This window comes from uncultured Alloprevotella sp. (assembly GCF_963536905.1).
Classification (GTDB): domain Bacteria; phylum Bacteroidota; class Bacteroidia; order Bacteroidales; family Bacteroidaceae; genus Alloprevotella.
The window spans coordinates 1-25,434 of record NZ_CAUTBW010000003.1 but is presented as its reverse complement, the minus strand read 5'-3'; the positions used below and the strand labels follow the sequence as shown (position 1 = coordinate 25,434).

At 48.4% G+C, this 25,434-nt stretch carries 15 protein-coding genes; 9 read left to right on the top strand and 6 right to left on the bottom strand.

The features are described 5' to 3' along the window. Positions 1-484: 484 nt before the first annotated feature. The 3 genes from ABLA33_RS00835 to ABLA33_RS00825 all read left to right on the top strand — a co-directional run bounded on the left by ABLA33_RS00835 (position 485) and on the right by ABLA33_RS00825 (position 5,004). Entirely contained in the window at positions 485-2,632 is a 2,148-nt protein-coding gene (locus ABLA33_RS00835; protein WP_347718865.1) for a M3 family metallopeptidase, read from the top strand. 169 nt (positions 2,633-2,801) lie between these two features. After that, on the top strand, positions 2,802-3,287 hold the full coding sequence (locus ABLA33_RS00830; RefSeq protein ID WP_347718864.1) for a 50S ribosomal protein L19: 486 nt from the start codon (positions 2,802-2,804) through the stop codon (positions 3,285-3,287). 205 nt (positions 3,288-3,492) lie between these two features. Beyond that, entirely contained in the window at positions 3,493-5,004 is a 1,512-nt protein-coding gene (locus ABLA33_RS00825) for a sulfatase-like hydrolase/transferase (protein ID WP_347718863.1), read from the top strand. Positions 5,005-5,226: 222 nt separating this feature from the next. Here the strand turns inward: ABLA33_RS00825 and ABLA33_RS00820 are convergent, their stop codons facing one another. Beyond that, positions 5,227-8,268 (bottom strand): leucine-rich repeat protein, encoded by a 3,042-nt coding sequence (locus ABLA33_RS00820; RefSeq protein ID WP_311490180.1) that lies wholly within the window; start codon positions 8,266-8,268, stop codon positions 5,227-5,229. Between the two features lie 369 nt (positions 8,269-8,637). On the opposite strand from ABLA33_RS00820, the gene ABLA33_RS00815 reads away from it, so the two are divergent. The 4 genes from ABLA33_RS00815 to ABLA33_RS00800 all read left to right on the top strand — a co-directional run bounded on the left by ABLA33_RS00815 (position 8,638) and on the right by ABLA33_RS00800 (position 13,146). Further along, on the top strand, positions 8,638-8,982 hold the full coding sequence (locus ABLA33_RS00815) for a MerR family transcriptional regulator (RefSeq protein ID WP_311490179.1): 345 nt from the start codon (positions 8,638-8,640) through the stop codon (positions 8,980-8,982). Positions 8,983-8,989: 7 nt separating this feature from the next. Continuing rightward, positions 8,990-10,366 (top strand): DNA repair protein RadA, encoded by a 1,377-nt coding sequence (radA, locus tag ABLA33_RS00810; RefSeq protein ID WP_347718862.1) that lies wholly within the window; start codon positions 8,990-8,992, stop codon positions 10,364-10,366. Between the two features lie 88 nt (positions 10,367-10,454). Continuing rightward, complete coding sequence (locus ABLA33_RS00805; protein WP_347718861.1) at positions 10,455-12,080, top strand: FAD-dependent protein; 1,626 nt, start codon at positions 10,455-10,457, stop codon at positions 12,078-12,080. Between the two features lie 154 nt (positions 12,081-12,234). Then, positions 12,235-13,146, top strand: a complete 912-nt coding sequence (locus tag ABLA33_RS00800) for a nucleotidyltransferase (protein WP_347718860.1) — start codon at positions 12,235-12,237, stop codon at positions 13,144-13,146. Between the two features lie 399 nt (positions 13,147-13,545). Here the strand turns inward: ABLA33_RS00800 and rpmA are convergent, their stop codons facing one another. Both rpmA and rplU read right to left on the bottom strand, forming a co-directional pair. Then, positions 13,546-13,809, bottom strand: a complete 264-nt coding sequence (rpmA, locus tag ABLA33_RS00795) for a 50S ribosomal protein L27 (protein ID WP_183693503.1) — start codon at positions 13,807-13,809, stop codon at positions 13,546-13,548. A 21-nt stretch (positions 13,810-13,830) separates the two neighbouring features. Then, a complete protein-coding gene (rplU, locus tag ABLA33_RS00790) occupies positions 13,831-14,148 on the bottom strand; it encodes a 50S ribosomal protein L21 (protein WP_009348338.1) in 318 nt (105 codons plus the stop codon). Between the two features lie 366 nt (positions 14,149-14,514). On the opposite strand from rplU, the gene ABLA33_RS00785 reads away from it, so the two are divergent. Together ABLA33_RS00785 and alaS are read left to right on the top strand one after the other, a co-directional pair. Next, the gene (locus tag ABLA33_RS00785; protein WP_347718859.1) at positions 14,515-17,184 is read left to right on the top strand and encodes a transglutaminase-like domain-containing protein; all 2,670 of its coding nucleotides are present in this window, start codon (positions 14,515-14,517) and stop codon (positions 17,182-17,184) included. Positions 17,185-17,379: 195 nt separating this feature from the next. Beyond that, a complete protein-coding gene (alaS, locus tag ABLA33_RS00780) occupies positions 17,380-20,007 on the top strand; it encodes an alanine--tRNA ligase (protein WP_347718914.1) in 2,628 nt (875 codons plus the stop codon). 102 nt (positions 20,008-20,109) lie between these two features. Here the strand turns inward: alaS and ABLA33_RS00775 are convergent, their stop codons facing one another. The 3 genes from ABLA33_RS00775 to ABLA33_RS00765 all read right to left on the bottom strand — a co-directional run. Then, the gene (locus tag ABLA33_RS00775) at positions 20,110-22,050 is read right to left on the bottom strand and encodes a hypothetical protein (protein WP_347718858.1); all 1,941 of its coding nucleotides are present in this window, start codon (positions 22,048-22,050) and stop codon (positions 20,110-20,112) included. Between the two features lie 52 nt (positions 22,051-22,102). After that, positions 22,103-22,303, bottom strand: coding sequence for a hypothetical protein (locus ABLA33_RS00770; protein ID WP_311490173.1), 201 nt, complete (start codon positions 22,301-22,303; stop codon positions 22,103-22,105). 401 nt (positions 22,304-22,704) lie between these two features. Further along, the coding region (locus tag ABLA33_RS00765; protein WP_347718857.1) for an Ig-like domain-containing protein at positions 22,705-25,434 on the bottom strand (2,730 nt) is incomplete at its 5' end.

The window sequence follows — 25,434 nt, the reverse complement described above, 5'->3', positions numbered from 1 at the left end:
CTCTTTCTCTCACCAGAGAAAAAGTCATTTTTTGTTGTCACGTTGTCACAGCAGCGTAAACATACTGATAGACAGTAGTTTAGATGCGTGACAACAAAATTAAGAACAAAATTTGTTGTCACACTGTTGTCACGCATTTAATATGCTAATTTTCAAACTATTATATCTCTTTTGTGACAACGTGACGATGTGACAACAAAAAATAACTCTTAGGCGGAGAGTGCCTCCAAGTATTCTCCGCTTTCCTTTTCTTTTTCTTCACTACAATAAGGGTGTCGGCTGACGCAATAAGGATGTCAGCTGACACCCTTATTGTATTTCTAAACGCAATAAGGATATTTGCGACGGCAGTGCTTTTGTACATTACTTGCACTATATCCATTTGCAAAATTTTCTATTCTAAGGAAATTTATGTAAGTTCGCAACATCAATTTGCTAAAAGTTGAAGAACGGAAGATACACACCTAATATAATCCAAAATAGTATGCACACACAGCTCAAACACCTACTCTTTGCGGCAGGGCTTGCTTGCTTTACGCTGACAGCGCAGGCACAGCCGAAAAAGTTGCAAGCAAAGAAGACCATCCAGATGGTAAATCCACTTATGAAACCAAGTACACTACCCTACAATGCGCCCGATTTTAGCAAGATCAAAGGCGACTACTACCTGCCGGCCATCCAAGCAGCCATAGCTGCGCAAAGGCAAGAGATTAAAAAGATTACCGACAATAAGCAAAAACCCACCTTTGCCAATACCATACTTGCTTACGAAAGGAGCGGGCAGATGCTGAATCGTGTGACCGGTATTTTCAACTGCGTGACAGAGGCCGACAAGACGCCCGACTTAGAAAAGGCCGAAGCTGCCGTCATTCCGATGATGACCAACTTTGAAAACGAAATCAAGTTTAACCAAAAGTTTTTCCAGCGCATCAAATACGTCTACGACCACGAGTTGAACCAACTCAAGGGTGAAGATAAAAAACTTCTGGAAGAAGTGTATAAGAGTTTTACCCATGCCGGCGCACTGCTCCCCAAAGAGAAGATGGCGCGCATGCAGGAGATTAACAACCGCTTGGCAAAACTCCAACAAGACTTTGGGAATATGCTCCCGAAGGCCGCTAACGAGGCTACTGTTTGGGTTAACGATGTGAAAGAACTCAGCGGGTTGAGCGAAACGGACATAGCACAATGTAAGAAAGATGCCGAAGGGCGCGGCGGCAAAGCACCTTACTGCATCGTCATTACCAACACCACACAGCAACCCATTCTTGCCAGTCTTGAAAATAGGGCCTTGCGCGAGCGCGTCTACAATGCCTCTATTCATCGCACAGATGGTTCGGGAACATACAATACCTTTCCCTTCATCGTTGAAATAGCACGCCTGCGAGCAGAGAAAGCTGAACTGATGGGCTTCAAAGATTATGCCTCTTATTCGCTTGAGAATACGATGGCTAAGAATACGACCAATGCGTATGCCTTCTTGCGCCAACTCATTGCGGCTTACCAACCAAAGGCTGAAGCTGAAACAAAAGCCATCGAAGATTATGCAAGGCAGACCGAGGGTGCCGACTTCCAATTGCAACCCTACGATCGCTTTTTCTATTCCGCCAAGATGAAGAAAGCGCAATATAGTTTTAGTGACGATGACGTGAAACCTTATTTCAATTTGGACTCCGTTCTCGTCAATGGTGTCTTTTATGCTGCCCATCGTGTATACGGCTTAAACTTCCGCGAGCGCACGGATCTACCGACGTATCATAAAGATATGAAGGTCTTCGATGTGCTGGATGAGAACGGCAAGCAGTTGGCGCTGTTCTATTGCGACTACTTCCGCCGACCGACGAAGCGCGGTGGTGCTTGGATGAGTGCGTTCTTAAAACAGAGCAGCGACCGCAAGCAGTTGCCTCTTATCTATAACGTCTGCAATTATGCCAAGGTGCCTGAGGGGCAACCTACGCTCCTCACTTGGGACGAGACGCAGACGATGTTCCATGAGTTTGGACACGCTCTGCATGGTATGCTTTCCAATTGCAAATATAATACGCTTAGCGGCACATCCGTCTCACGCGACTTCGTTGAGATGCCTTCACAATTCAACGAGTCGTTTGCCAGCATACCCGAAGTGTTCAACCACTACGCACGCCATTATAAGACGGGTGAGGCGATGCCCGATGCCTTGCGAGAGAAGATGCTCGGTTCGCTCAATTTCCAGCCGGCCTATGCTCTCGGAGAGAACTTAGCTGCTACCTGCCTTGACATGGCTTGGCATTGCCTCTCTTCAGCCGAAGTCCCAACAGCTGAGGATGCGCAACAGTTTGAGACGAAGGCACTGAAAGAGATCGGTTTACTCAACACACAGATTCCACCCCGTTATTCCACATCCTATTTCAACCACGTTTGGGGCGGCGGTTATGCAGCTGGCTATTATAGTTATTTGTGGAGCGAGGTGTTGGCGGTGAATGTAGCCGACTATTTTGAGAAACATGGTGCACTGACGCGAGCTGTTGGCGATGCCTTCCGCACTAAGGTGCTGAGTCGTGGTAATACGCGCGACTTGATGTTTATCTTCTCCGACTTTACCGGCCTTTCGGCGCCCGACGCTAAGGGGTTGCTGAAAGCACGCGGCCTTTAAGCCGAAACTCCCCTTCAAACTCTTCGCTCCACCGCCTTTTATTTAATGAGGCAGGTAGGAGCGAAGAGTTGCTCGTTTTAACGCCCCTACCGATTGCCTCAAAGGGGGCTTTCATTCCCTCATATTGATGAAAACTAACTCCTTTATCTTCTCTTCTTCCTGTGTAGAAATGAAAAGACTGCTGCTCATAAGCATCTTTACACTGGTTTCGTTGAGTGCCTCTGCCCAGAGATGTGTCATAGATGGGCAACTCGTTCCCGACTCTCTCTTACGTGTAAGCGTTGACGAGATGCGCTCCGACTCGGCAAAGCAGATTGTTTCCAAGCGCTTAGGTTGCCTTTCTCCCTTTGCCATTAATACCATACAAATACTGCCTAAAGAAAAGCAACAGGTCTTCTGCAAGCCGCCATCAGATATTATCATGATACGAACCAATACTTTAGCTCAACTACAATGGGTCGTAAACGGGAAGGTCGCAAAACCTAAGAAACTACTAACAATAATTGATTACAAACTATCGCCTACGTGCTTAGAAGCAGCCCTGCCCAAAGGTGTAAAACCACAGAAAATTATTTCTATACAAATATTGGTGCCTAAGAATTATACCATTAGGCCAGAGGCGAGACCAACCGTAATTGTAGAAACCAAAAAGTAGACAGAGTGGATGCTAAGGTGTGCGACTCATCGGAGGGAATAAGGAAAAGAAGTGCATATCTAACTCTGTTCTCTCCCCTTCCTGAGTTTTTATCTCTCCTCCGGCACATATCCTTTTGAAAGAAAGAGGGACAAAAGAATTAAACGTTTAGCTATGTGGTTTTGAAAAACCATTTTTTGTATCTTCGCCACAAATCTTCACACTTATGAAATCTAAATTTCTTCTCCCTTCTCTCAGTTTGCTGGCGATGGCTGCTGCGGCACAGCGTGCCGATCGCCCCAATGTGTTGCTCTTAGTGGCGGACGATTTGGGCTATGGCGATTTGTCGTGCTATGGTGCAAAGCGCGTTTCAACTCCTGTTGTTGATAGTTTGGCAAGTCGCGGCGCTCGCTTTACGGATATGCACGCTTGCGCCAGTACGTCCACTCCTTCGCGCTATTCCCTCTTGACGGGTAAGTACCCTTTCCGCCGCGAAGGCACTGATGTGGCGCCTGGCGATGCGGGGCTTATTATCGAACCGCTGGAATACACCTTAGCAGATCTCTTCAAGGAAGCAGGGTATCGCACGGCTGCCATCGGAAAATGGCACTTGGGATTGGGAGCTGAAACAGGGAAACAGGATTGGAACGGTAAGCTCGATGTGACTCCTGCCGATATAGGCTTCGACTATCATTACCTAATGGCGGCAACGGCCGACCGCGTGCCGTGTGTGTTTATAGAACAAGGGCGCGTGGCCAACTATGATGCGTCAGCACCCATACAAGTGAGCTATCGGAAGAACTTCCCTGGTGAACCAACGGGACGCACTCATCCCGAGATGCTCAAACTCCTGCCCAGCCATGGGCACGATATGTCCATCGTCAATGGCATCAGCCGAATAGGCTATATGAAAGGTGGCGGCAAAGCCCTTTGGCGCGATGAAGATATTGCCGATTCTATCGCTGCCCACGCCATCAATTTCATTTCTCAAGAGGCGAACAAGCCCTTCTTCATGTACCTCTGTACCAATGACGTACACGTTCCACGCTACCCTCATGAGCGTTTCCGCGGTAAGAGCCCGATGGGGCTGCGTGGCGAAGCTATCTTGCAGTTCGATGAAACCGTCCGACAGGTGGTGACGGCTTTGCGCGAGAAGGGATTGGACAAAAACACGCTCATCATCATCACGAGCGACAACGGCCCTGTACTCGATGATGGTTATCGCGATGAGGCTTGGAAGCTGGCGGGCAGTCACAATCCGTCAGGTCCTTTCCGCGGTGGAAAATACAGTAGCTACGAAGGTGGCACTGCTGTTCCGTTCATTGTTTACTGGCCCAAACATGTCAAAGTGGGCACAACGAGCAACGCACTCTCATCACATATCGACTTGGGGGCTTCGCTTGCGCAGCTGATTGGTGCAAAAGTTCCTCAAGGGGCTTTTCCCGACAGTCGACAACACCTGAGGCAGCTACTCGGCAAATCTCACCGCAACCGCAACTTCGTTGTTACGATGCCCAACAATCGCAGCGTTGACCTTCGCGTGGGACGGTGGAAGTATATCCCCGCCAGTCGTGGCTACGCCGAAGCTTGGCAAACTCACATTGAGACGGGCTACCAACTCAAGCCGCAACTCTACGACCTTCGCCGCAGTCCCTACGAGGGGCAAGAACTCTCCTCTCGCTATCCACACTTGGCTCGCCGCTTGCAAAAAGTGCTGAACAAGATTGTGAAGCAATAAAAAACTCCTTTATCTTACCGGTTACATCCTCGAAGTTTTGAACGCATAAAAATATCCTTATTGCGCCAGCTGACCCCCTTATTCTGTCAGCTGGCTTCTTTATTGTATTCGCAAACGCAATAAGGAAAAGTCGGTGTATTTCTCCTCTATTTGGAGAAATACACCGACTGATTAAAAGGGATTTTGCTCTTCTTCGACGGGACGCGAAGAATGTAGCATTGATTAAAGCACTATTTTCTTCACAATTTGCTTACGCCCTTGACTTACAACTACGATATAGGAGCCATGAGCAAGAGAGAAAGAGATAGAATTGTGTGCCTTCTTTTCGGCTAATTTCTTGCCTTCTGTGCTATAAACCAAGATGCGCGCGTTATTAAGACCGGAAATATTCAGCATTTCACCTTGCGTAGAGAAATGTACGTTATCGAGTGCAGCATTCGTTACAGAAAGTACTTCGAACTCTTCGATGTTCGTGAAGGTCTTCCAACCAGGTGCTTGACTGTAAGCTTCTTTTGCACCTTGCGGGACATACAACGTAGCTGTTTCGATGTCAACAATATCAGCGAAAGCTGATTCATCGAGTGCGGGAGGCGTTGTGCTATAAGAGTATACCTTTGCGATAGACTGACAGCCGCGGAACGCATTAGCGCCGATAGTTGCATCTTTGGGCACATTGAGCGTAACAATAGCCGAGCCTTGCAATGCTTGCTCGCCAATATAAGTAACGCCCTCTTGCGGCAGGTTGAAACTTGCCAATCGGAAGCAAGCTTTGAAGCAGAAGTCGCCAATTCGCTTCAGTGCCTGACAATGCTCAATCTTCAGATCTACCAAATTGGCTGCACCGATGAAAGCATAGTCTTCCAACACTTCAACATCAGCAGGAAGCACGAGCTTTTGTGGCAGGAAGTTGAAAGCAAAAGCATATTTCTCGATTTTCTTAATATCATTCGGAAGTTCGATAGGCTTTGGTTCTTGCCCTGGTTGTACGAATGAGGGATAGTGCATCAGAGCACGATCTGCCTTGCGGATGAGCATTCCGTCGACAGTCTCGAAGTAATCGTTGCCGCCCAGAATTTTCTTGATAGGAATAGCAAAAGTGAATGCGCCCGTACGCACCTTTTCTACCGAAGCGGGGAGCGAGAAGGTCTCTTGCTGATAAGCTGTGGCTACTTGTACCAACTCTTTGCCATCTTTTGTATAAACTGCATTGTCTACAGAAGTGAAGTGTTGGTTTTCAGGTACAACAACCAACTTCTTCAACTGACCACAGAACATAAAGGGAAGTTCGCCGATACTTTCTACCTGCGCAGAAATCGTCAAACCGGTCAGACTTGAGCCCTTGAAAGCAAAGTCGGCAATATGCTTCACGTTGTTAGGCACAACAACATCACCTACAGCATTCCATTTCACCAGTGTATCGCCAGCAATGACGGGAGCGTGGTCATCTTCTTGGTGTCCTGATACCTCGCAAACCAAGCGAACAGAGAGATCGCTCGTCACATTATTGATGCGCAACTCTTGATCTTTTTCCGTTCTCTCTTCATCATTAACAATCCAAGTACCTACTTTGTATCCGGTTTTCGGAAGAGCCATGAAGATAATATCTTTGCCACTGGCTATAGCTTCGCCACTGGCAACAGGCGCTCCCTCTGCTGTACGAGCTGAGATGGAACCATTGCCGCTAAGCTCTTCATAGTTAATAACAACAGAACCTTCGTTGCGCTCAAAGCGAACGAGGAAATCGAGAGTCTCAGTCGGCGTAATCGTCCACGTAGTCTTACCTTTCAGTTCGTTCTTCTCAACGTACTTACCATCGCGATCTTCAAAGAGCCAATCGGTCACATTGTAGCCTTTAACTGGCGTTGCAGTAAACGTAACGCTCTTGCCGGTCGGAACAATCTCGCTACTCTTAATTTCTTTACCATCCATTACGGCTGTAACCGTACCGCCAGCAGGCGTTGCCGACTTAAAGAATATGCGATTACCTTCGGGGAGTTTGTTGCAATATGCCACAATATTAAGGTCTTGATCTACCGACTTAATCTCAAGAACTTTCGCGTTTTGAGGGTCACCGTCAACTCTATTTCCATTCACCGTCCAGTGAGAGAATTCATAAGTCGTGAATTTATAGCGGCATTCCATTTTAAGCGTGCTACCTTCAGCCACTTCCCCACCGTTTTCAACAGTGACAGGTCCCGTTGTCCAAGCCTCGATAAAGCCTGAACCTTCCGGTTCCACCTTGAAGTTTACGCGATATTTCTTCAGTTCGCTTGCTGGCGCACCAACAATAATCTTCGCTTTCTTATAATATTGTTCCAATGCCGTTTTCACCGTTTCGTTGGCTACATAGATCGTCAACGAAGTTTTATCAGCTGGGCCGCCATTGTTGTAGTTGCTAAAAGCTGTAAACTGTGTACTTTCGTGAATATCCACGAGCTTTATACCGCCGATTTGGCTAAATGACAAGAAGCCTACGTTTTCTAATTTGGGAAGATAGATGCTTTCCAAAGCATCAGCAGAGAGGAAGCTGGATTCACCAATCGTTGTCACAGATTTACCAATGATTGTTTGCAGCGTCTTCACATTCTGAGCAGCACCGTCAGCAATTGTCGTTGTCTCATCGGGTAGCGTGATCTTCGCAAATTGTGGGAGAATGATTACAGCTTCCGCCTTGTCTTTTGAAAGCACAGTACCATCCGCCACCACATAAGCTGCTTGCGCATTTATGATCTTAAATTCAGTTATGTTCGGGTCGTTGTTGAAAGGATTCTTTTCAATCTTTTCCAAAACGCCGCCTAAAACAATCTTCTGGAGTGAGGAGCAACTGAAGAATGCGTTCTTGCCAATGCGCTTAATGGCTGGCATTTCGAGCGTTGTGAAGCCGTTGTTGTCGCAAGAGGCAAAGGCGTCTTCACCTATTTCTTCAACATTCGGCATCTTTACCGACTTAATGCCTTTGCATTCTTTAAAGGCTTCTTTGCCGATTTTCTTCACTTGGTTGAAGTCTACAGAGGTGATTTCTTCGTTGGAGGAGCGACGCGATATGCCAAAAGCGGGAGCTCCTCCCCATTCATCTTCTCCGCCCCACTCACCACTGGTCTCATGGAAGCAATTCGGAGCAATTTCAACTACACCATCAGGAATCTTAATGTCTCCCGATGCCATGGGCCAGCTTATCAGCACGCCATCTTGGATGTTCTGCGCTTTGATGCCAAAGGTCGAGGCTATCAAAGAGAACAGAAAGAAAAGAGTAAACTTTTTCATTTGTAATAATTAAGTTAATATTCTATTTTGTCTGCATTGCTCGCAAACTCTTGGTATTGCTTCTTAAAAAAATCATTTACAGCCTCACCATATTGACGACAGTTTACAAGACTAAAAGTATAGCGTTTACAAAAATAAGTAGTCGTTTTGATTTTTTCAAACATTTCCTTATAAAAGTGCACTTGTCCATATTCCATCAAGGGTTGCAATAAGACAGCAAGATATGAGAAAGTACCTCTATTTGCTCAGATGCCGTTTTTGTTTTGCTACGAGGATTAGACCTCTCTTTCTCCTCAAAAAGCATACGGAAATTGGGGAAGTTAGTAGGAATTTAGTAATTTCGCCTAATAAACGTAAAATGCTCTATTTATGCCCGATAATACAGGAAAGGACTTGAAAATGTTTTATTCCATCTCCGAAGTTGCGGAGATGTTTGATGTGCAGCCCACACTGTTGCGCTATTGGGAGAAACATTTTCCGCAAATTGTTCCGAAACGGCTGAATCGCAATGTCCGCCAATATACGCAAGATGAAATCAATAAGATTCGGGTGGTGTATAACCTGGTAAAGGTGCGCGGATTAAAACTCGATGCTGCTGCCAAACTGATCAAGAAAAACCGCGGAGGAGAGGAGAAAAAAACAGAGGTGGTTACGCTCTTGCAGGACATCCGCGAGGAGTTGCTCACCATCAAAGACAAACTGAATCAACTGTAAGAGAGTTTTGAAATCGAAAACAGTCTATGTCTGCTCCCATTGTGGGGCAGACTCTCCTAAATGGATCGGCAGGTGTCCCGCTTGTGGAGAATGGAACACCTATAAAGAAATGACCATCCGACCGATGAGTGCTTCTTCGGCCGAATCAATTGCTGATACCGCGCTGGGGCGAGGCTTGAAGCGCAACAAGCCCATCCCTCTGGTGGAGGTTTCGGGAAAGGAACTTCCACGTTTAGATATGCACGATGCTGAATTGAATCGCGTGTTGGGTGGCGGCCTTGTGCCGGGTTCGTTAGTGCTTTTGGGTGGCGAACCAGGCATCGGCAAATCCACTCTTCTCTTACAAACTATCTTACACCTCCAAGAGCGTGTGCTCTATATTAGCGGAGAGGAAAGCGAGCAGCAAATCAAGTTGCGCGCCGACCGCTTGGGCATATCTCCCGCCAACATTTTGCTGCTCTGCGAAACGAATATGGAGCAGATTTTCACGCACATCAAAAACGTGGAGCCACAGCTCATTGTGGTTGACTCGATACAGACGATGACCACCGAGTCGCAGGAATCAGCAGCGGGGAGTGTGACGCAAATTCGCGAATGCGCCGCAGCTCTCCTCAAATATGCTAAAGAAAGCAGTGTCCCCGTGGTGCTGGTGGGTCACATCACGAAAGATGGCGCCATTGCCGGGCCAAAGGTGCTCGAACATATTGTGGACACCGTTCTTCAGTTTGAAGGTGATCGCCACTACCTCTACCGCATTCTTCGCAGTATCAAAAACCGCTTTGGGAGTACTTCCGAACTCGGCATCTACGAGATGCGCACAGAAGGGTTACGCCCCGTGGGGAATCCCTCCGAACTGCTGCTCACTCAAGCCAATGAGGGATTGAGCGGGGTGGCCATTTGTGCCGCTATCGAAGGCGTTCGCCCCTTCCTCATCGAGGTGCAAGCACTCGTCAGCACGGCTGCATACGGCACTCCACAGCGAAGCGCGACGGGTTTCGACCTCCGCCGACTCAATATGTTGTTGGCAGTTTTGGAAAAACGCATAGGGTTCAAACTCGGACAAAAGGATGTGTTTCTCAACATTGCAGGAGGTATCCGCGTAACTGATCCCGCCATTGATTTGAGCGTCATTGCCAGTGTGCTCAGTAGCAATGTGGACACCGCCATTGAACGTAGCGTTGCTATGGCAGGAGAAGTGGGACTGAGCGGTGAGATCCGCCCCGTCACACGTATTCAGCAGCGCATTGCCGAAGCTTCTAAACTCGGATTCCAGCAGTTCTTATTGCCCGAACAGAGCATGAAAGGCCTCGACATAAAAGCACCTGGCATCGAACTTGTGCCTGTTCGCACTGTCACGGAAGCCCTCCGCGCACTGTTTGGATAAGGATTTGAGCACAGACCTCTCGTGAGTTGAAGCAACTGAGAAAACCATTGTTCACGGTGCTTTTTCTCTTGTAAAATAGAAACTAAGTATGCAAAAACAAATACAATTACGCGTAACACCCGATGTGGCTTTTCAGCCCAGCGTGTTGCGTGAATATGTGGCTCGCGAACTCGCTTGCGATGGGCGCACTATCAAGGCCGTCCACATTCGCAAGCGGAGCATCGATGCGCGCCAACGTTCCGTTTTCGTGAATCTTTCCCTCAATATATACATCAATGAAGAGCCGCCAGCTCTCGATTATGAGCAAGTGGCGTATAAGGATGTTTCTCACGCCGACCGCGTCATTGTGGTGGGCGCAGGTCCTGGTGGACTCTTTGCCGCCTTGCGCCTCATCGAACTCGGATTACGCCCCGTGGTGCTCGAACGCGGAAAAGATGTTCGCGAACGGCGCAAAGATATTGCCCTCATCTCGCGCGAGCACAAAGTGGATGCCGAGAGCAACTACTCCTTTGGAGAAGGCGGTGCGGGGGCTTATTCCGATGGAAAACTCTATACGCGCAGCAAGAAAAGAGGCAACTCCGATAAGATTCTCCGCGTTTTCTGCCAGTTTGGAGCATCTACCGATATTCTTGTCGATGCGCATCCACACATTGGTACGGACAAGTTGCCGCGCGTGATAGAGAACATGCGCAATCAGATTATCGAAAGAGGCGGCGAAGTCCACTTCCAAACGCGTGTTGACGCTTTCCTCTTCGAGGGCAATAAAGTGGCGGGAGTACAGACTGCAACGGGCGAGCACTTCCGCGGTCCGGTTATCTTAGCCACGGGGCATAGTGCGCGCGATGTGTATCGCTATCTCTACCAAGCGGGAGTGGAAGTGGAAGCCAAAGGGCTTGCCGTGGGCGTTCGTTTGGAACACCCCTCTCAGCTCATTGATAGCATTCAGTATCACAATCGCAACGGGCGCGGGCGTTTTCTCCCCGCTGCCGAATATAGTTTTGTCACTCAAGCCAATGGGCGCGGCGTTTACAGTTTCTGTATGTGCCCTGGCGGCTTTGTAGTGCCAGCAGCGAGTGGACCAGAACAAATCGTAGTGAATGGTATGAGTCCGAGCAACCGCAATGGAGCGTGGTCCAACTCGGGAATGGTGGTAGAAACTCGCCCTGAGGACATCGACGGCGAACTAGCTCCCTTCATGGCTGAAGCTATGCAAGACGAACATTTCGCTGCGGCACACGCCGACTTCTCTAATCCAGAAAATCCGCTACGCCTTATGTACTTCCAAGAAGCACTGGAAAAGGCGTGTTGGCTACAAGGGCAACGACGTCAAACGGCTCCAGCTCAGCGCATGGCCGATTTTGTGAACAATCGCCTTAGCTACGATCTACCCAAGTCGAGCTACGCCCCCGGCGTAGTTTCTTCACCGCTCCATTTCTGGATGCCGAAATTCATCAGCTCTCGCTTGCAGGAGGGCTTCCGCTATTTCGGTCAGCGCAGTCGCGGCTTCCTCACCAACGAAGCTCTCGTCATTGCTGCCGAAACCCGCACGTCGAGCCCCGTTCGCATCCTGCGCAATCCCGAAAACCTGCAACACATCCGCATTGAGGGTCTCTTCCCCTGTGGCGAGGGAGCAGGCTATGCCGGAGGTATCGTATCGGCTGGTGTCGATGGCGAGCGCTGTGCTGAGGCTGCAGCAGCCTATTTGGGGAAATAAGCCAGATTGCAACAGAAGGAAGTAAAGAGTGAGTCTCTAAAATCCGCCGAAAGTTGTAATAAATCACATTAAAGACAAACTATTTATAACGGAAAGTACTACCTTTGCGTCACGAAAATAGAATAATTACTAATTTTATCTACTATAAAACCACATGAAACCAACATTATTCCTTTTGGCTGCTGGTATGGGCAGTCGTTATGGTGGTCTGAAACAATTAGATGGTCTTGGCCCTCACGGCGAGACGATCATGGACTATAGCATCTACGACGCTATCAAAGCTGGCTTCGGCAAGCTCGTTTTCGTTATTCGTAAGGATTTCGAAGAGGATTTCCGCAAGGTGGTGCTTTCTAAGTACGAAGGCCACATCCCCTGCGAAGTTGTATTCCAAAGCCTCGATAAGTTGCCCGAGGGCTTCACTATTCCCGAAGGCCGCACTAAACCCTGGGGTACAAATCACGCTGTCATGATGGGTAAGTCAGTGATTAAAGAACCGTTTGCTGTTATCAATTGCGACGACTTCTATGGTGCTGATGCTTTCCGCGTGATGGGTAAATTCCTCTCCGAACTACCTGAAAATTCTGAGAAGAAGTACGCCATGGTGGGCTTCCGCGTTGGCAATACGCTTTCCGATTTAGGTACAGTTTCTCGCGGCGTTTGTGAGAACGACGACCATAAACACCTCACCAGTGTTGTAGAGCGCACAAAGATTCAACGCCTCGACGGCGTGGTGAAGTATCTCGACGACAACGGCGAGTGGGTAGCTATTGAGGACAACACCCCTGTATCAATGAACTTCTGGGGCTTCACTCCCGAATACTTCCAGTACTCCGACGAGATGTTTAAGGAATTCCTTTCCGACCCGAAGAATCAGGAAAACTTGAAGAGCGAATTCTTCATTCCCTTAATGGTTGACAAACTCATCCACAAGGACGGAGCCACTTGCGAAGTTCTCGACACCACCAGCCAATGGTTCGGCGTGACTTACAAGGAGGACCGCCCCGAAGTGGTTGCTAAACTCGCAAAATTGCACGAAGAAGGCATTTATCCCGAAAAGATGTTCTAAAAAGGACGTCATACATAATAGAATTAGAGAGCATATCCCCCATTGCGTGGATATGCTCTTTTTCGTTTATTAGTGCTAACATTCTCCTACCAGAAAAAACTTGGAATTTCTTGTCACGTTGTCACAGAACGAGAAAATAAGCTGAAAAACAGCTTCTTATAGGGTGTGACAACAAAAAACAACAGACAGAGAAGAGCCTTCCTACCTATAAATGCCCGCAATCCTTATTGCAGCCTTCACCACAATAAGCGTATCAGCTGACGCAATAAGGCTATCAGCCGACATCCTTATTGCATTTCCAAATACAATAAGGACTTATATCATTCCGAAGTAAGTACAAAAAAGAGGGCATCGAGATTGTTCGATGTCCTCTTTCTTAAATTGTTAGTTACCTTAGCTTTAAGCTTCAGCTTGGGGCTCTACGGAAACAACGCTGCGGTCGCGATTACCACGACGGAAAACAACTACACCGTCTGCCAAAGCATACAGAGTGTCGTCCTTACCCTTAGCTACGTTCTTACCAGGATAGTGAACCGTACCGCGCTGGCGAACAAGAATGTTGCCTGCTACGCAAGTTTGGCCACCCCAAATCTTAACACCTAAACGCTTTGAAGCTGATTCGCGGCCGTTCTTAGAACTACCAACACCTTTTTTATGTGCCATTTCTTAAAATAATTTTAGGGGTTAAGCAATAACTTGTTTGATTACTAACTCAGTGAACTGATGACGATAGCCGTTGAGCTTGCGATAGCCCTTACGACGCTTCTTATGGAAAATAAGAACTTTGTCACCCTTAACGAGCTTGGAAGCTACTTCTGCAACTACCTTTGCGCCGTCAACAGTGGGAGCGCCTACAGTTACCGTGCCGTCTGCGTCTACCAGCAGCACCTTGTCAAATTCAACAGTTTGGCCGTCTTCTGCATTCTGCAAGTGATTGACGAAGAGCTTCTTGCCCTCTTCTGCCTTGAACTGCTGACCGTTAATCTCTACGATTGCGTACATTATAAATTATTGTTTAAACGGATTTTTCCGGGAGGCGGAAGAATCTATCAAATATCCACGCTGTTCGGTGCTGTGTGGCAACACGTCCCTTTATTTCTCTTCGATTTTCTTCACTTTTTCGGCCCCGTCGGACTCAATGCGGGTGCAAAAGTAGTACTTATTTATATAAAAACAAAATCTTTTGGCGCGGAAAATGCTTTTAATCAGCGAATTTCGCCCCATCATTTTTAGTTTTTCCACATAAAAAAACAGAATTTGCCTACGCTCGTAACACCTTTACTTATCCAACTTACGCACTTTCCGCTTTCTTTTTTAGAAATTCCTGTAATTTTCATATCTTTGCTGCAAAGAAAAGACTGATTCTCTATGAAAAAAATTCTGATGATGCTTTGGGCAGCTCTCTGCCTACAAGCTACAGCACAAACGGCGAAAGAAGTGCAGGCCGATTTCCAACAGCGCTTCAAAAATTCAGTTTGCACACATCCGCAAGAAGCGCTGAAACTGGCGAAGACACCGCAGGAACGCGATGCGCTCCAATTTCTGTATGCCTACATGGACTGGCCCGATGTGACGGATTATGACCCACAGTTCATGCTGGATAATGCGCGCTTAGCGCTCCAAACTCGCACTGATTTTCCTTGGGGGAAACAAATCCCCGACCGTGAATGGCTGCATTTTGTTTTGCCCGTTCGCGTCAACAATGAACATCTCGATTCATTCCGTATAAAAACCTACGAAGTGCTCCGAAAACGTGTGCGCTACATGAATTGGCACGATGCAGCTCTCGAAGTAAACCATTGGTGCCACTCGGTGATGACCTATCGCCCTTCAGATGCGCGCACCTCCAGCCCTCTGGCTTCCATGCGCACCACTACGGGGCGTTGCGGCGAGGAGAGTACGCTGGCGGTGAGTGCTCTTAGAGCCGTGGGCATACCGGCACGCCAAGTGTACACCCCGCGCTGGGCGCACACCGATGATAACCACGCGTGGGTGGAGGCTTACGTCGATGGAAAATGGCAGTTTCTCGGTGCTTGCGAACCAGCTGCGGAATTAAACATTGCGTGGTTCAATCAGCCCGCAGCGCGTGGTATGCTGATGAATACTACCGTCATGGGACGATACCAAGGCGACGAACAAATCCTCCAGCAATATCCGTTGCAAACCACTATCAACGTGACCAACAACTACGCTCCTGTTGAACGACGCAGCGTGCGCATTGTTGATGAAAGAGGGCGCAAAGTGCGCGATGCTAAGGTGCGCTTCGGTCTTTACAATTATGCTGAATTTTATCCGCTCTACTCCACTCAGTCGGATGCTCGCGGTGAAGCCTCACTCATCTGCGGAAAGGGCGATCTCCTTGTTTGGGCAGCAAAGGATGGACGCTACGGTTTTGCCAAAGTTTCGCCGAATCAGGGTAAACACCTCACGGAGATACGCCTTACTCATAAAGCGGGCGATCGCTTTGAAACTGACTTAACGCTCACTCCTCCTCCCGTTAGCAACAACTATCCGAAAGTGTCGCCCGAAGCCGAAGCTCTCAACAATAAGCGATTGGCGCAAGAGGATGCTCAGCGCATGAAATGGCCTTCAGTCTGGCCAAACGAGAAGAAGGTGGAGGAAGTGGCCGAAGTATTAAACTACGATGCTGCCCGCTTACAGCCGCTCTTCAAAAAATCGGAGGGAAACTTCATGGCGCTCTACGATGTGCTTGAACATTTCAACCAAGAAAAGAATGTATGCATATTATCGAAGAATTTGACGCAAAAAGATCTTGTTCTGTACGTACTCGAAAGTTTGACAGCCAAAGACTTGCGCGACTTTGATGAGCGGGTTATCATCAACCACATCGAACAAATCGAAAAGCAGCTGTCTACACCGAGCGCAACGAAAGTGGACGAAGAGAACTTCCAACGCAACTCACACTACGTGCTCTGCCCTCGCATCTCAACGGAAGAGCTCACACCGTGGCGCGAAGAGCTGGCTCAAACCGTGGAAACGATCCGGACATTCACTCATACCGACGAACAAGTGGCGGCAATCATACAGAAGCTAAATGGCGTGAAGACAGACACCACACCCGCTTCACGCTTCATCCCTCAAGCTCCCGCCACGGTGCTCTCCTCTCAAGAAGCCTCAGCCACTTCCAAAGGTATCTGCTTCGTGGCAATGTGCCGCACATTGGGCATTCCCGCCCGCCGTGATGAAGTGACGAGTAATTTCCAATATTGGGATGGCGAATGGAAAACAGTAGATTTCGGTCCAACGCAAGCTGCCGCTAACTCTCAGTTGTCCAACCTTGCCCTCTCCTATTCTCCGCGTCGTTTCATGGAGAATCCGTCCTACTATTCCCACTTCTCCCTCTCGCGCCTCGAAGATGGACTACCAAAGCTGCAAGGTTATGACGAGAACGCTACTTGGGCGGAAACATTCAAAAAGGGCGTAGAAGTGGAGCACGGCGATTATCTGCTCACTTCCGGCACACGTTTAGCCGATGGTAGTGTGCTCTGCCACATCAGTGTGTTCCCCGTAGCGGCTGACACCACTGTGCAACTCGTTATGCGGGAGGATTCCAGCCAGGTGAGTGTTATCGGTTCGTTCAACGCCGAGAACATCTACCACGACCTTGAGGAAGCTAAAGAGAAGAGCGTTCTCTCCACCACTGGGCGCGGCTATTTCATCGTTGGATTACTCAAAGCCAACAATGAGCCGAGCACCCATATTCTCCACGATATTGAAGCCAGTCGTGCCGAGCTTGAAAGCTGGGGACGCGCCATTTTGATGCTCTTCCCCACGGCAGCAGAGTACGACTCCTTCATGAAACGTCGCAGCGAATTTCCTAACCTACCGAAGAACCTCCGCTTTGGCATCGATAGCAAACAGCAAGTGGCCAACGACCTCTTTGGTAGCGGCTTGACGCAAAGCCCCGAACGCCCCGTTGTGATTATTGGCGACACGTTCAACCGCGTTGTATTCTTCAGCCAGGGCTACACCATCGGTATGGGGCAGCAACTCACAAAGACTATCGGTAAACTCTAACGCGACGCCTTTAACGGTGTAAAATTTCCACAAGCCCACTCCGCGAACACATTCTTCGCGTGAGTGGGCTTGCCTTGTTTTCTTCGGGCGCCAGTAAGGGCACAGAATAAGGAAAACAAGGTGTGGAACTTTGCGTTTCAGCCACTTTGCAGTATTTTTGCACCTTTAGAAAAAGAAAACTAATAAAAATACAGAATAATGACAGCAAACGAAATTCGCGAGTCGTACAAGAAATTCTTCGAAAGCAAGGGACACACGATTGTACCTTCTGCTCCGATGGTTGTCAAGGACGACCCCACGCTGATGTTTACAAATGCCGGCATGAATCAATGGAAAGATATCATCCTCGGCACGCGTGATCCAGAACCGCGCCGTCGTACAGACTCACAGAAGTGTCTGCGCGTGAGCGGCAAGCACAATGACCTTGAAGAAGTGGGTCACGACACTTATCACCATACTATGTTTGAGATGCTCGGTAATTGGAGCTTTGGCGATTACTTCAAAGAGAAAGCGATCGACTATGCTTGGGAGTATCTCGTCGATGTTCTTCACCTCGACCCGAAAGACCTTTACGTCACCGTATTTGAGGGCTCTAAGGAAGAAGGCCTTGAACGCGACGACGAAGCAGCCAGCTTCTGGGCTAAGCATGTTCCAGCCGACCATATCATCAACGGCAACAAGCACGACAACTTCTGGGAGATGGGCGACACAGGTCCCTGCGGTCCTTGCTCTGAAATCCACGTCGATTCTCGCTCAGCAGAAGAGAAAGCAAAAGTTCCGGGACGTGAGTTGGTAAACAAGGATGACCCTCAAGTTATCGAAATCTGGAACATCGTATTCATGCAGTATAACCGCAAAGCGGATGGAAGCCTCGAACCACTTCCTATGCACGTCATCGATACGGGTATGGGCTTCGAACGCTTGGTTCGTATGCTGCAGGGTAAGAACTCCAACTACGACACCGATATTTTCCAACCCATCATCAAGAAAGAGGAACAACTCTCCGGCTTTACGTACGGTAAGGAAGAAAATGTTGATGTGGCCATGCGTGTGGTTGCTGACCACCTCCGCGCCATCGCTTTCTCCATTGCTGACGGTCAGTTGCCCAGTAATGCGAAAGCGGGTTATGTGATTCGCCGTATTTTGCGCCGTGCAGTGCGCTACGCCTACACTTTCCTGAATCAGAAGCGGGCTTTCATCTATCAGCTCATCCCTACCTTCGTGAAAGAAATGGGTGGAGCCTATCCCGAACTTGTTGCGCAGCAAGAGCTTATCACCCGCGTTATCAAGGAAGAGGAAGATAGTTTCCTCCGCACTTTGGCAACAGGTATCAACCTGCTCGATGGACTTATTCGTGAAACCAAGGCAGCTGGTAGCGACACACTCGATGGTGCTAAGGCTTTCACGCTTTTCGACACTTACGGTTTCCCCTTCGATCTCACGGAACTCATCTGCGCTGAGCAGGGACTCAAGACGGACGAAGAAGGCTTCAACGTTGAGATGCAAAAGCAAAAGGAACGCGCTCGCAATGCTGCGGCAGTAGAAACTGGCGACTGGGTAGTACTTCGCGAAGGTGAAGACAAGTTTGTGGGGTGGGACGAAACAGAAGCCGACTGCCATATCCTGCGCTACCGCAAAGTGCAGCAGAAGAAACAAACCTACTACGAACTCGTGCTCGACACTACTCCTTTCTATGCTGAGATGGGCGGCCAGGTGGGCGACAAAGGTATTCTCCGCAGTGCGAACGAAACAGTTCAGATTTTCGATACGAAGCGCGAGAACAACCTCCCCATTCATCTAACAAAACAACTACCCGAAAATCCAGCAGCTGATTTCCGCGCAATAATCGACCTCGAAGCGCGCCGTGGCAGCGAAGCCAACCACACGGCCACTCACCTCATCGACCAAGCTCTCCGCGAAGTACTCGGTAGCCATGTAGAACAAAAGGGGTCACTTGTTACTCCCGACTATCTGCGCTTCGACTTCTCTCACTTCCAGAAAGTGACGCCCGAAGAATTACGTAAGGTTGAACAGATCGTCAACCGTCGTATCCGCGAGGACATCCCCTTGCAGGATCATCGCAACGTACCTATGGAAGAAGCCAAGCGTATGGGCGCCATCGCTCTCTTTGGCGAGAAATACGGAGATGAAGTTCGTGTCGTACAATTCGGCAACAGCGTAGAGTTCTGCGGCGGTTGCCATGCCAAGAGTACCGGTCGTCTCGGTTTGTTCCGCATTGTGAGTGAGAGCAGTGTAGCTGCTGGCGTTCGCCGCATCGAAGCTCTCACCGGTAAGGCAGCAGAGGAGAGTGTTTATATGCAACAAGACTTGCTGACGAGTTTGAAAGAACTTTTCAACAACGCTAAGGATCTCACGGCGGCTATTCAGAAAACCATCGAAGAAAACAGTGGACTGAAAGCTCAGGTAGAGGACTTCGTGAAGCAGAAGGTGCAACAAATCAAGGCGAGCCTCCTCGAACGTGCTGAAGATATCAACGGCATCAAGGTAATCAAGAGCGTACTCCCCACAGGTATTTCTCCCGACGCTGTCAAAGACTTGGCCTTCCAAGTGTCAGGACAGTTGCCCGAGAAGATGCTCTGCGTATTGGGTTCGAGCTATGAAGGCAAACCACTCTTAACAGTGATGATCAGCAAAGACCTCGTGAAGGACAACGCCCTTAATGCGGGACAGATGGTGCGCGAAGCAGCCAAACTTATCCAAGGTGGCGGTGGCGGTGCTCCTCACTTTGCCACAGCAGGCGGAAAAGATGTTAACGGTCTCGAAGCTGCTGTTGAAAAAGTGCTTGAATTAGCCGATCTCTAAAACGGAGATTCTCTATTATAAAAATCCCCTGCAAGCTGCTTGCTTGCAGGGGATTTTTCTGTTGTGCCGTGCATCTTTCCGTAGATGCGGCAAATGACCTTTTTACTTAAAGTGGATAAACGGTATCACTGCACCACTATTATAAAAATCCAATCTCATCCAGAATTTACCTTCCGTACGATAGGTCATTTCTGCACAGAAATCGAAATTAGCAGCAGGACGTTCCAACTCCGTACTGGTCCAATATTGATTCCAAGTAGGAGGGAATGAACGACCAGCTTGTCTGAAAGCAATATCTATAAAGACTGGTCTCCATTCGTATTCCGTGTTAAACTGGAAAGTTTCCTTACGCTTATCTGAAATCTTATAATACGTTCCATAGCCTACGGTGCGGTACATATTCACCAATTCTCCATAAGCAGGGAGATACCATTTTCCGATGCTATCATTTACATCCGTCGAAGGATTCTTCAACCATTCTGCAGTTACAGCTACACCTGGATTATAGTGAGCAGCAGTATAGAAAGCTGGGAGATTTTGATCCTCAGCATGAGCCTTAGTTTGATCATACGTATAAGCAGGATCGTACGTTGTTCTATACCCATTCAGCAGTGTAGGCAACTTCGGAGAATTCGTAGCGTAATAGTCTCTATTGATATGTTCTATCCCTGTTCGATCCTTTATATTATTCACACGTCCATCAACTCTCAACCCCACCGCTGTTTTGGTTTTCATACTCGTCACAAGGGCTATCGGTGTCTTTGTTTTCCAGTTATTGTTCTCTGCAAGCGTTCCCACTGTGCCGTCACTGAAGAGATACTTAAAATTGTACGACATATAAATACGCACTGTATAGCTACCATTGGCTTCGAGCGATGTAGGGAGAATATCCTCAATGGTTTGATAGAGTTTCTCAAAAGAAAGTGGTTTCCGATAAAAGCTCACTGCCGCAGCATTCCATTTGTAGGCCTTCAAGTTTGCTCCTGCTGGGAAATACTGCAAAGAAGTTTGTGCGCGCTGGTAATTACCATAATAGGAAAGCCAGCTAATAAATTGTGATGCGTGAGGAACATTTTCGAACGCTCCAAAATGAAACACGCGCTTGTTATTAATTTTCTCCGCTCCTGTATTGACATCCACATCGCTCTGGGAGTAGTCCACGGGCGCGAGCGTCATAGCATTCAATTCATACACGCTCTTCGTCTGAGCCATACCCGTAGTGACACTTTCGGCCGATGGAGTCATCACTGTAGCTGCGCTGACGTCAGCATCATAGGAGATAGGGGTCGGTGTTCCTGTAGTGCTATAATCTATATCCTTATTATTGAACGCCAATCCTACACCCACTATTTGAAACTTCACACGTGACCATGGATGACTCAGCACAAAGGGAACTTCAATTCTATTGTTAGGAACCGCTGTAGTTACTTTTCCCACCAATGCTTTATCGTAGTCGTCTGCAAGATTGTCATAATAGGTCTGATAGTCCTGATCCGTTGTGAGATTTGCCGTCTTATCATAGTTTGCCATGACAAGTTTGCCATCTTTTTCCTTCAGTTTGTCGTTGAAACAAACAAAGGTGTACGTGCCTGCCGGAAGGTGCATCTTAGCTATATTGCCATCATCTGTAAACTTAGAGCCGTCCCAATGCACTTTCAGTTCTGCTTTCTTTTCTGGATTGTTAGCACTGCCTTGATAAGCAACGATGGTGAAATCGCCTGCTCCTAAAGAAGTTTGAGCAGGAGCACGGTGTTCCCCCACCTCTCTATCGTCGCGCACAATGCTAACATTGGCCGACACTTCTGGACTGAGATCTACCACTGCCTCTGCCACGTCAGGCGCAGCAGGAGCTTTTGTTGCACGGAGAGAATCCTCGCCCAATGTCTTCACATTCCAGTCGGACGCTGTCAGCGTAAAGGCTACCCCTGTTCCTTCTTGTTTTCCACTACCATCATCGTTCATGTCAGAACATGAAGCCAGCAACAATACGCAACTGAGCAACAAGCTCCAAATAAGGAATTGATTATTTTTATTTCCTCTCATCTTTTCTGATATGTCTTTTGTTCTTTAATTCTACAAATGGAAAATAAAGTATTTACCAATCATCGCCTGAGAATTCTCCTCCACCGACACCAACACCGCCAGTAGTGGGATTATTTTCTTTCCAAGGGGTTTCAGAGGCATCTTTATTACCAGGACCTGTAGTACCCGTAGGGACTACTGAACCGGCAACAACCGTTGCAAGTGTTACACCTACGGCCTCACTCGCTGGTGCCACATATTTTTTTCTACACATAAAATAGCTAATAAGAATAGGAAAATTTTGTCTTTTCTATAAAAATCAGATGCAAAAGTAAGAAAAAAAGAAAGTAAAACAAACTGAATCATAATTATTTAGTATTTCTCAACCATAACATGAAGATTCTTTTTTGATCATTTCAAACATGTAAAATTTTTTTGAATTAAAATTCTTGGAGCTTTATACCCAGTATGCTCACATCGCAGCAAAGCGTTATTACCCTTGTTCCTGTCTTTCGGCATCTCAGATGCAGATGCCCTATTTTTGGGGAAAAAGCGAAAAACTTTAGGCCTTTGAAAAAGAAAATCCTGCCAAAGCACACAAAGGAGAGGCTTTGGCAGGACGAATAAGGAGGAAGCGCATGGGGCAAAAGGAAAATGCCGAATGCGCTGAAGCGATTATTTCAGGATTTTTACCGTTTTAGAATTTCCGGTTGTCATGATGTCGAGGATATAGGTTCCAGCAGGCCAAGCAGTAGTGGAGAGCACAACTCGGTCTGTTCCTTTCGCCGTCCCCAACAGTCGACCATCCGACGTGTAGGCACGAATGCTGAGAGGGCTTGCTCCAGTCACTTCTATGCTTGCTGGCGTTGTCGTCACCTTCAGACCGTTGGCAGAAGCCTCAGCAATACCAGTGGTTTTCTTTACCACAAACACCAAATTATGGTCGGCACGCACTGCGGCAAAGTGCACCGTTGCAACTGAATCCCTACCGGCATTGAGCGTTGTCTGAACGCCGTCCTTCGTGTAGCCAGCAAGGCGGAAGCCGTCTTGAGCCACGGCCTTGACCGAAACAGTTTTTCCCGGCGCGACGGCAGCTACCAACTGCTCGCCGGCAACTGTCACTCCAGCTTTAGGAGTGAATGTCACGTCAAGTCCTGTGGGTACAGTCACACTGATGAGGTATTTCTCAGTGAGTGCTGCAGAGGCATCGGCTGCAGCTTTCTCGTAATCGGCAGCTCCTACATAGAGACCAGCAGCTGCCAGTTCCAAACCAGCCGTACCTCCCAACTGAAGAGGAGCTGGCGTGAGAACTTCCTCAGCATAAGCAGCATTATAGGCAGTGCCCTGCAAATTGCCATCGATATAGACTTTCACCATGCCGTTTGCCTCGCGCACAGCAGTAATCTGATGGTTACGGCCATCGTTCACCACAGAGTCAGCAGCAAAGGTAGTATGTCCCACCTTGAAGACGGGTTTTCCATTCACGAGTTCCAATTTCCAAGCTCCTGCTTGCTGTGCTATGACTGTATTGGCAGCAGTAGTACGGACGAGTGTAGAGAAAGTGAAAGCATCGCGCCCACCTATCGTTTTCTCACTCACCGCAGTATAGGACTTATCCAAAGCAAGGAACTGAACGCCGGCGCGGAAGTCCGAACGCGTGGCTACGGTCTCTGCCTGCTGCAATTGCGCTATGGAATCTATGCGGAGAACGAGACCTCCTGCATTATAATAGAAGACAGGAGATACATCCTGAGAGAGAACATTGTTCCAATCCGAAAGATTCTGTGCCTTCAGCGTGTAAGCCTTATTATCTTGTAGAGCATTGGCAAAGGTGAGTGTCACGGTGCGATAATCGGCCGCTAAGGAAACTGCTGTGGGCTGACCAACGAGTGTTGCTCCATCATAGAGAGCAAAGGCAGAAGTTGTGGGGCGGACGGGCTCGGAGAACTGCGCCACCACTTTGCGAGCTTCCGTAGAGCGCACCGTGGCAAACGTTGCGGGGGTGGTATCGGCCGCACCAAAGCTGAGCACGAGGATCTCACCCGGACGGAGCGTCAGTTGCATATTCTGACCGTATGCGTAAGTCGTGGCAGCAGGTGTCCATGTCAGTGCTGTCGCTGCACCCGGTGTGCCGCTATATTGCATAATCAGACCGGCATGCAGATTATTCGCCGTTTCGGGAACTCCTACTGCTTTGTCGAACGTAAACGTGAAAGTCTTAGAAGTGTTTGACGGATTGCGGAACGAAACAATACCCTCCGCTTGTTGTCCTGTTGTCACGGGACGCCAGCAAGAGTAGCCGTAGATTTCGCCCGACTTCGGCGAGCGACCAAAGTAGACAGCATTGCGCAGTGTCTCGTAATTCTTGTCTATGAACGTGAGCGCTTCGGCATTGATAAGCCATTTGTTGCCTTCGTCCATCATGTTGTAAGAATACAGCATTTCCCAGAATGCCGTTCCACGTGTAGCCATCATGTAGAGGTAGGCGCGGAACTCATTGTCAGACATAGCGTTGGGACTCATACAGTCCGTCTTACCGTAGATAGGGTCGTGGTTGAATATGTGGCTCTGGGGAAATTGCAGACCGTTGGCATTGTAGAAATCGTAGTAGCGATCATCGCGGTAGCTTAATTGCTTGTCGAGTTCACTATTGCGACCGCCCACTACAGCCCGTCCCATATCGTTGGAATTTTGCATCCACACACTGTTGCAGAACTGCAAAATCCACGGGCTCGGGTTGACATAGCAAGTGAGATTGAGCCAGAGGTCGCTACCACGACCAGAGGCCTCAGCGTAAAGGTCGCGGAACACATCGTACCAACGCTCCCAATGCTCCGTAAAATAGTAGTTGCCATTTTTCCCTCCCGTGATATAACGGCCATTATTGCTAGGTTGCGGTTCTACCGTGGAGAAACCATCAAGTTTCCAATAATTAACCCCGTAATCCTTCTGGCAGGTGAGGAAAAAGTCGCGCAGCTTGGAGACATAGACAGAGTCGCCCGTCACAGCATCCCCCGAACGCGTATTATATGTGCCGTTACCGTGGGATTCAAGGAAATGTCCCCAACTTGCATTGAAATTGTAGCCACCACGCGGGCCGAGCCAAATACCAAAGTCGGAACCATAGCGATGAGCAATCTGTGCTGCACCCTGAAGCCCCGTAGGGAATTTAGAATTGAATTCCCAGAAACCAGACACGTTGGAAGTAGTGCCGGAACGTTCCGTATCGCTAACATTATAGTTGTTCCAACCATCATCCACAACATAGGAGTCCATCGGTCGGAGACCGTGCTGCGTGAAACCGCGCTCCATCCGCTTGAAACTGGTATTGATGCGCTCTTCCGTAATGATCATCATCCAGTCGTACCAACTATTGTACTGCATACGTACTTTAGTGGGGCGCGC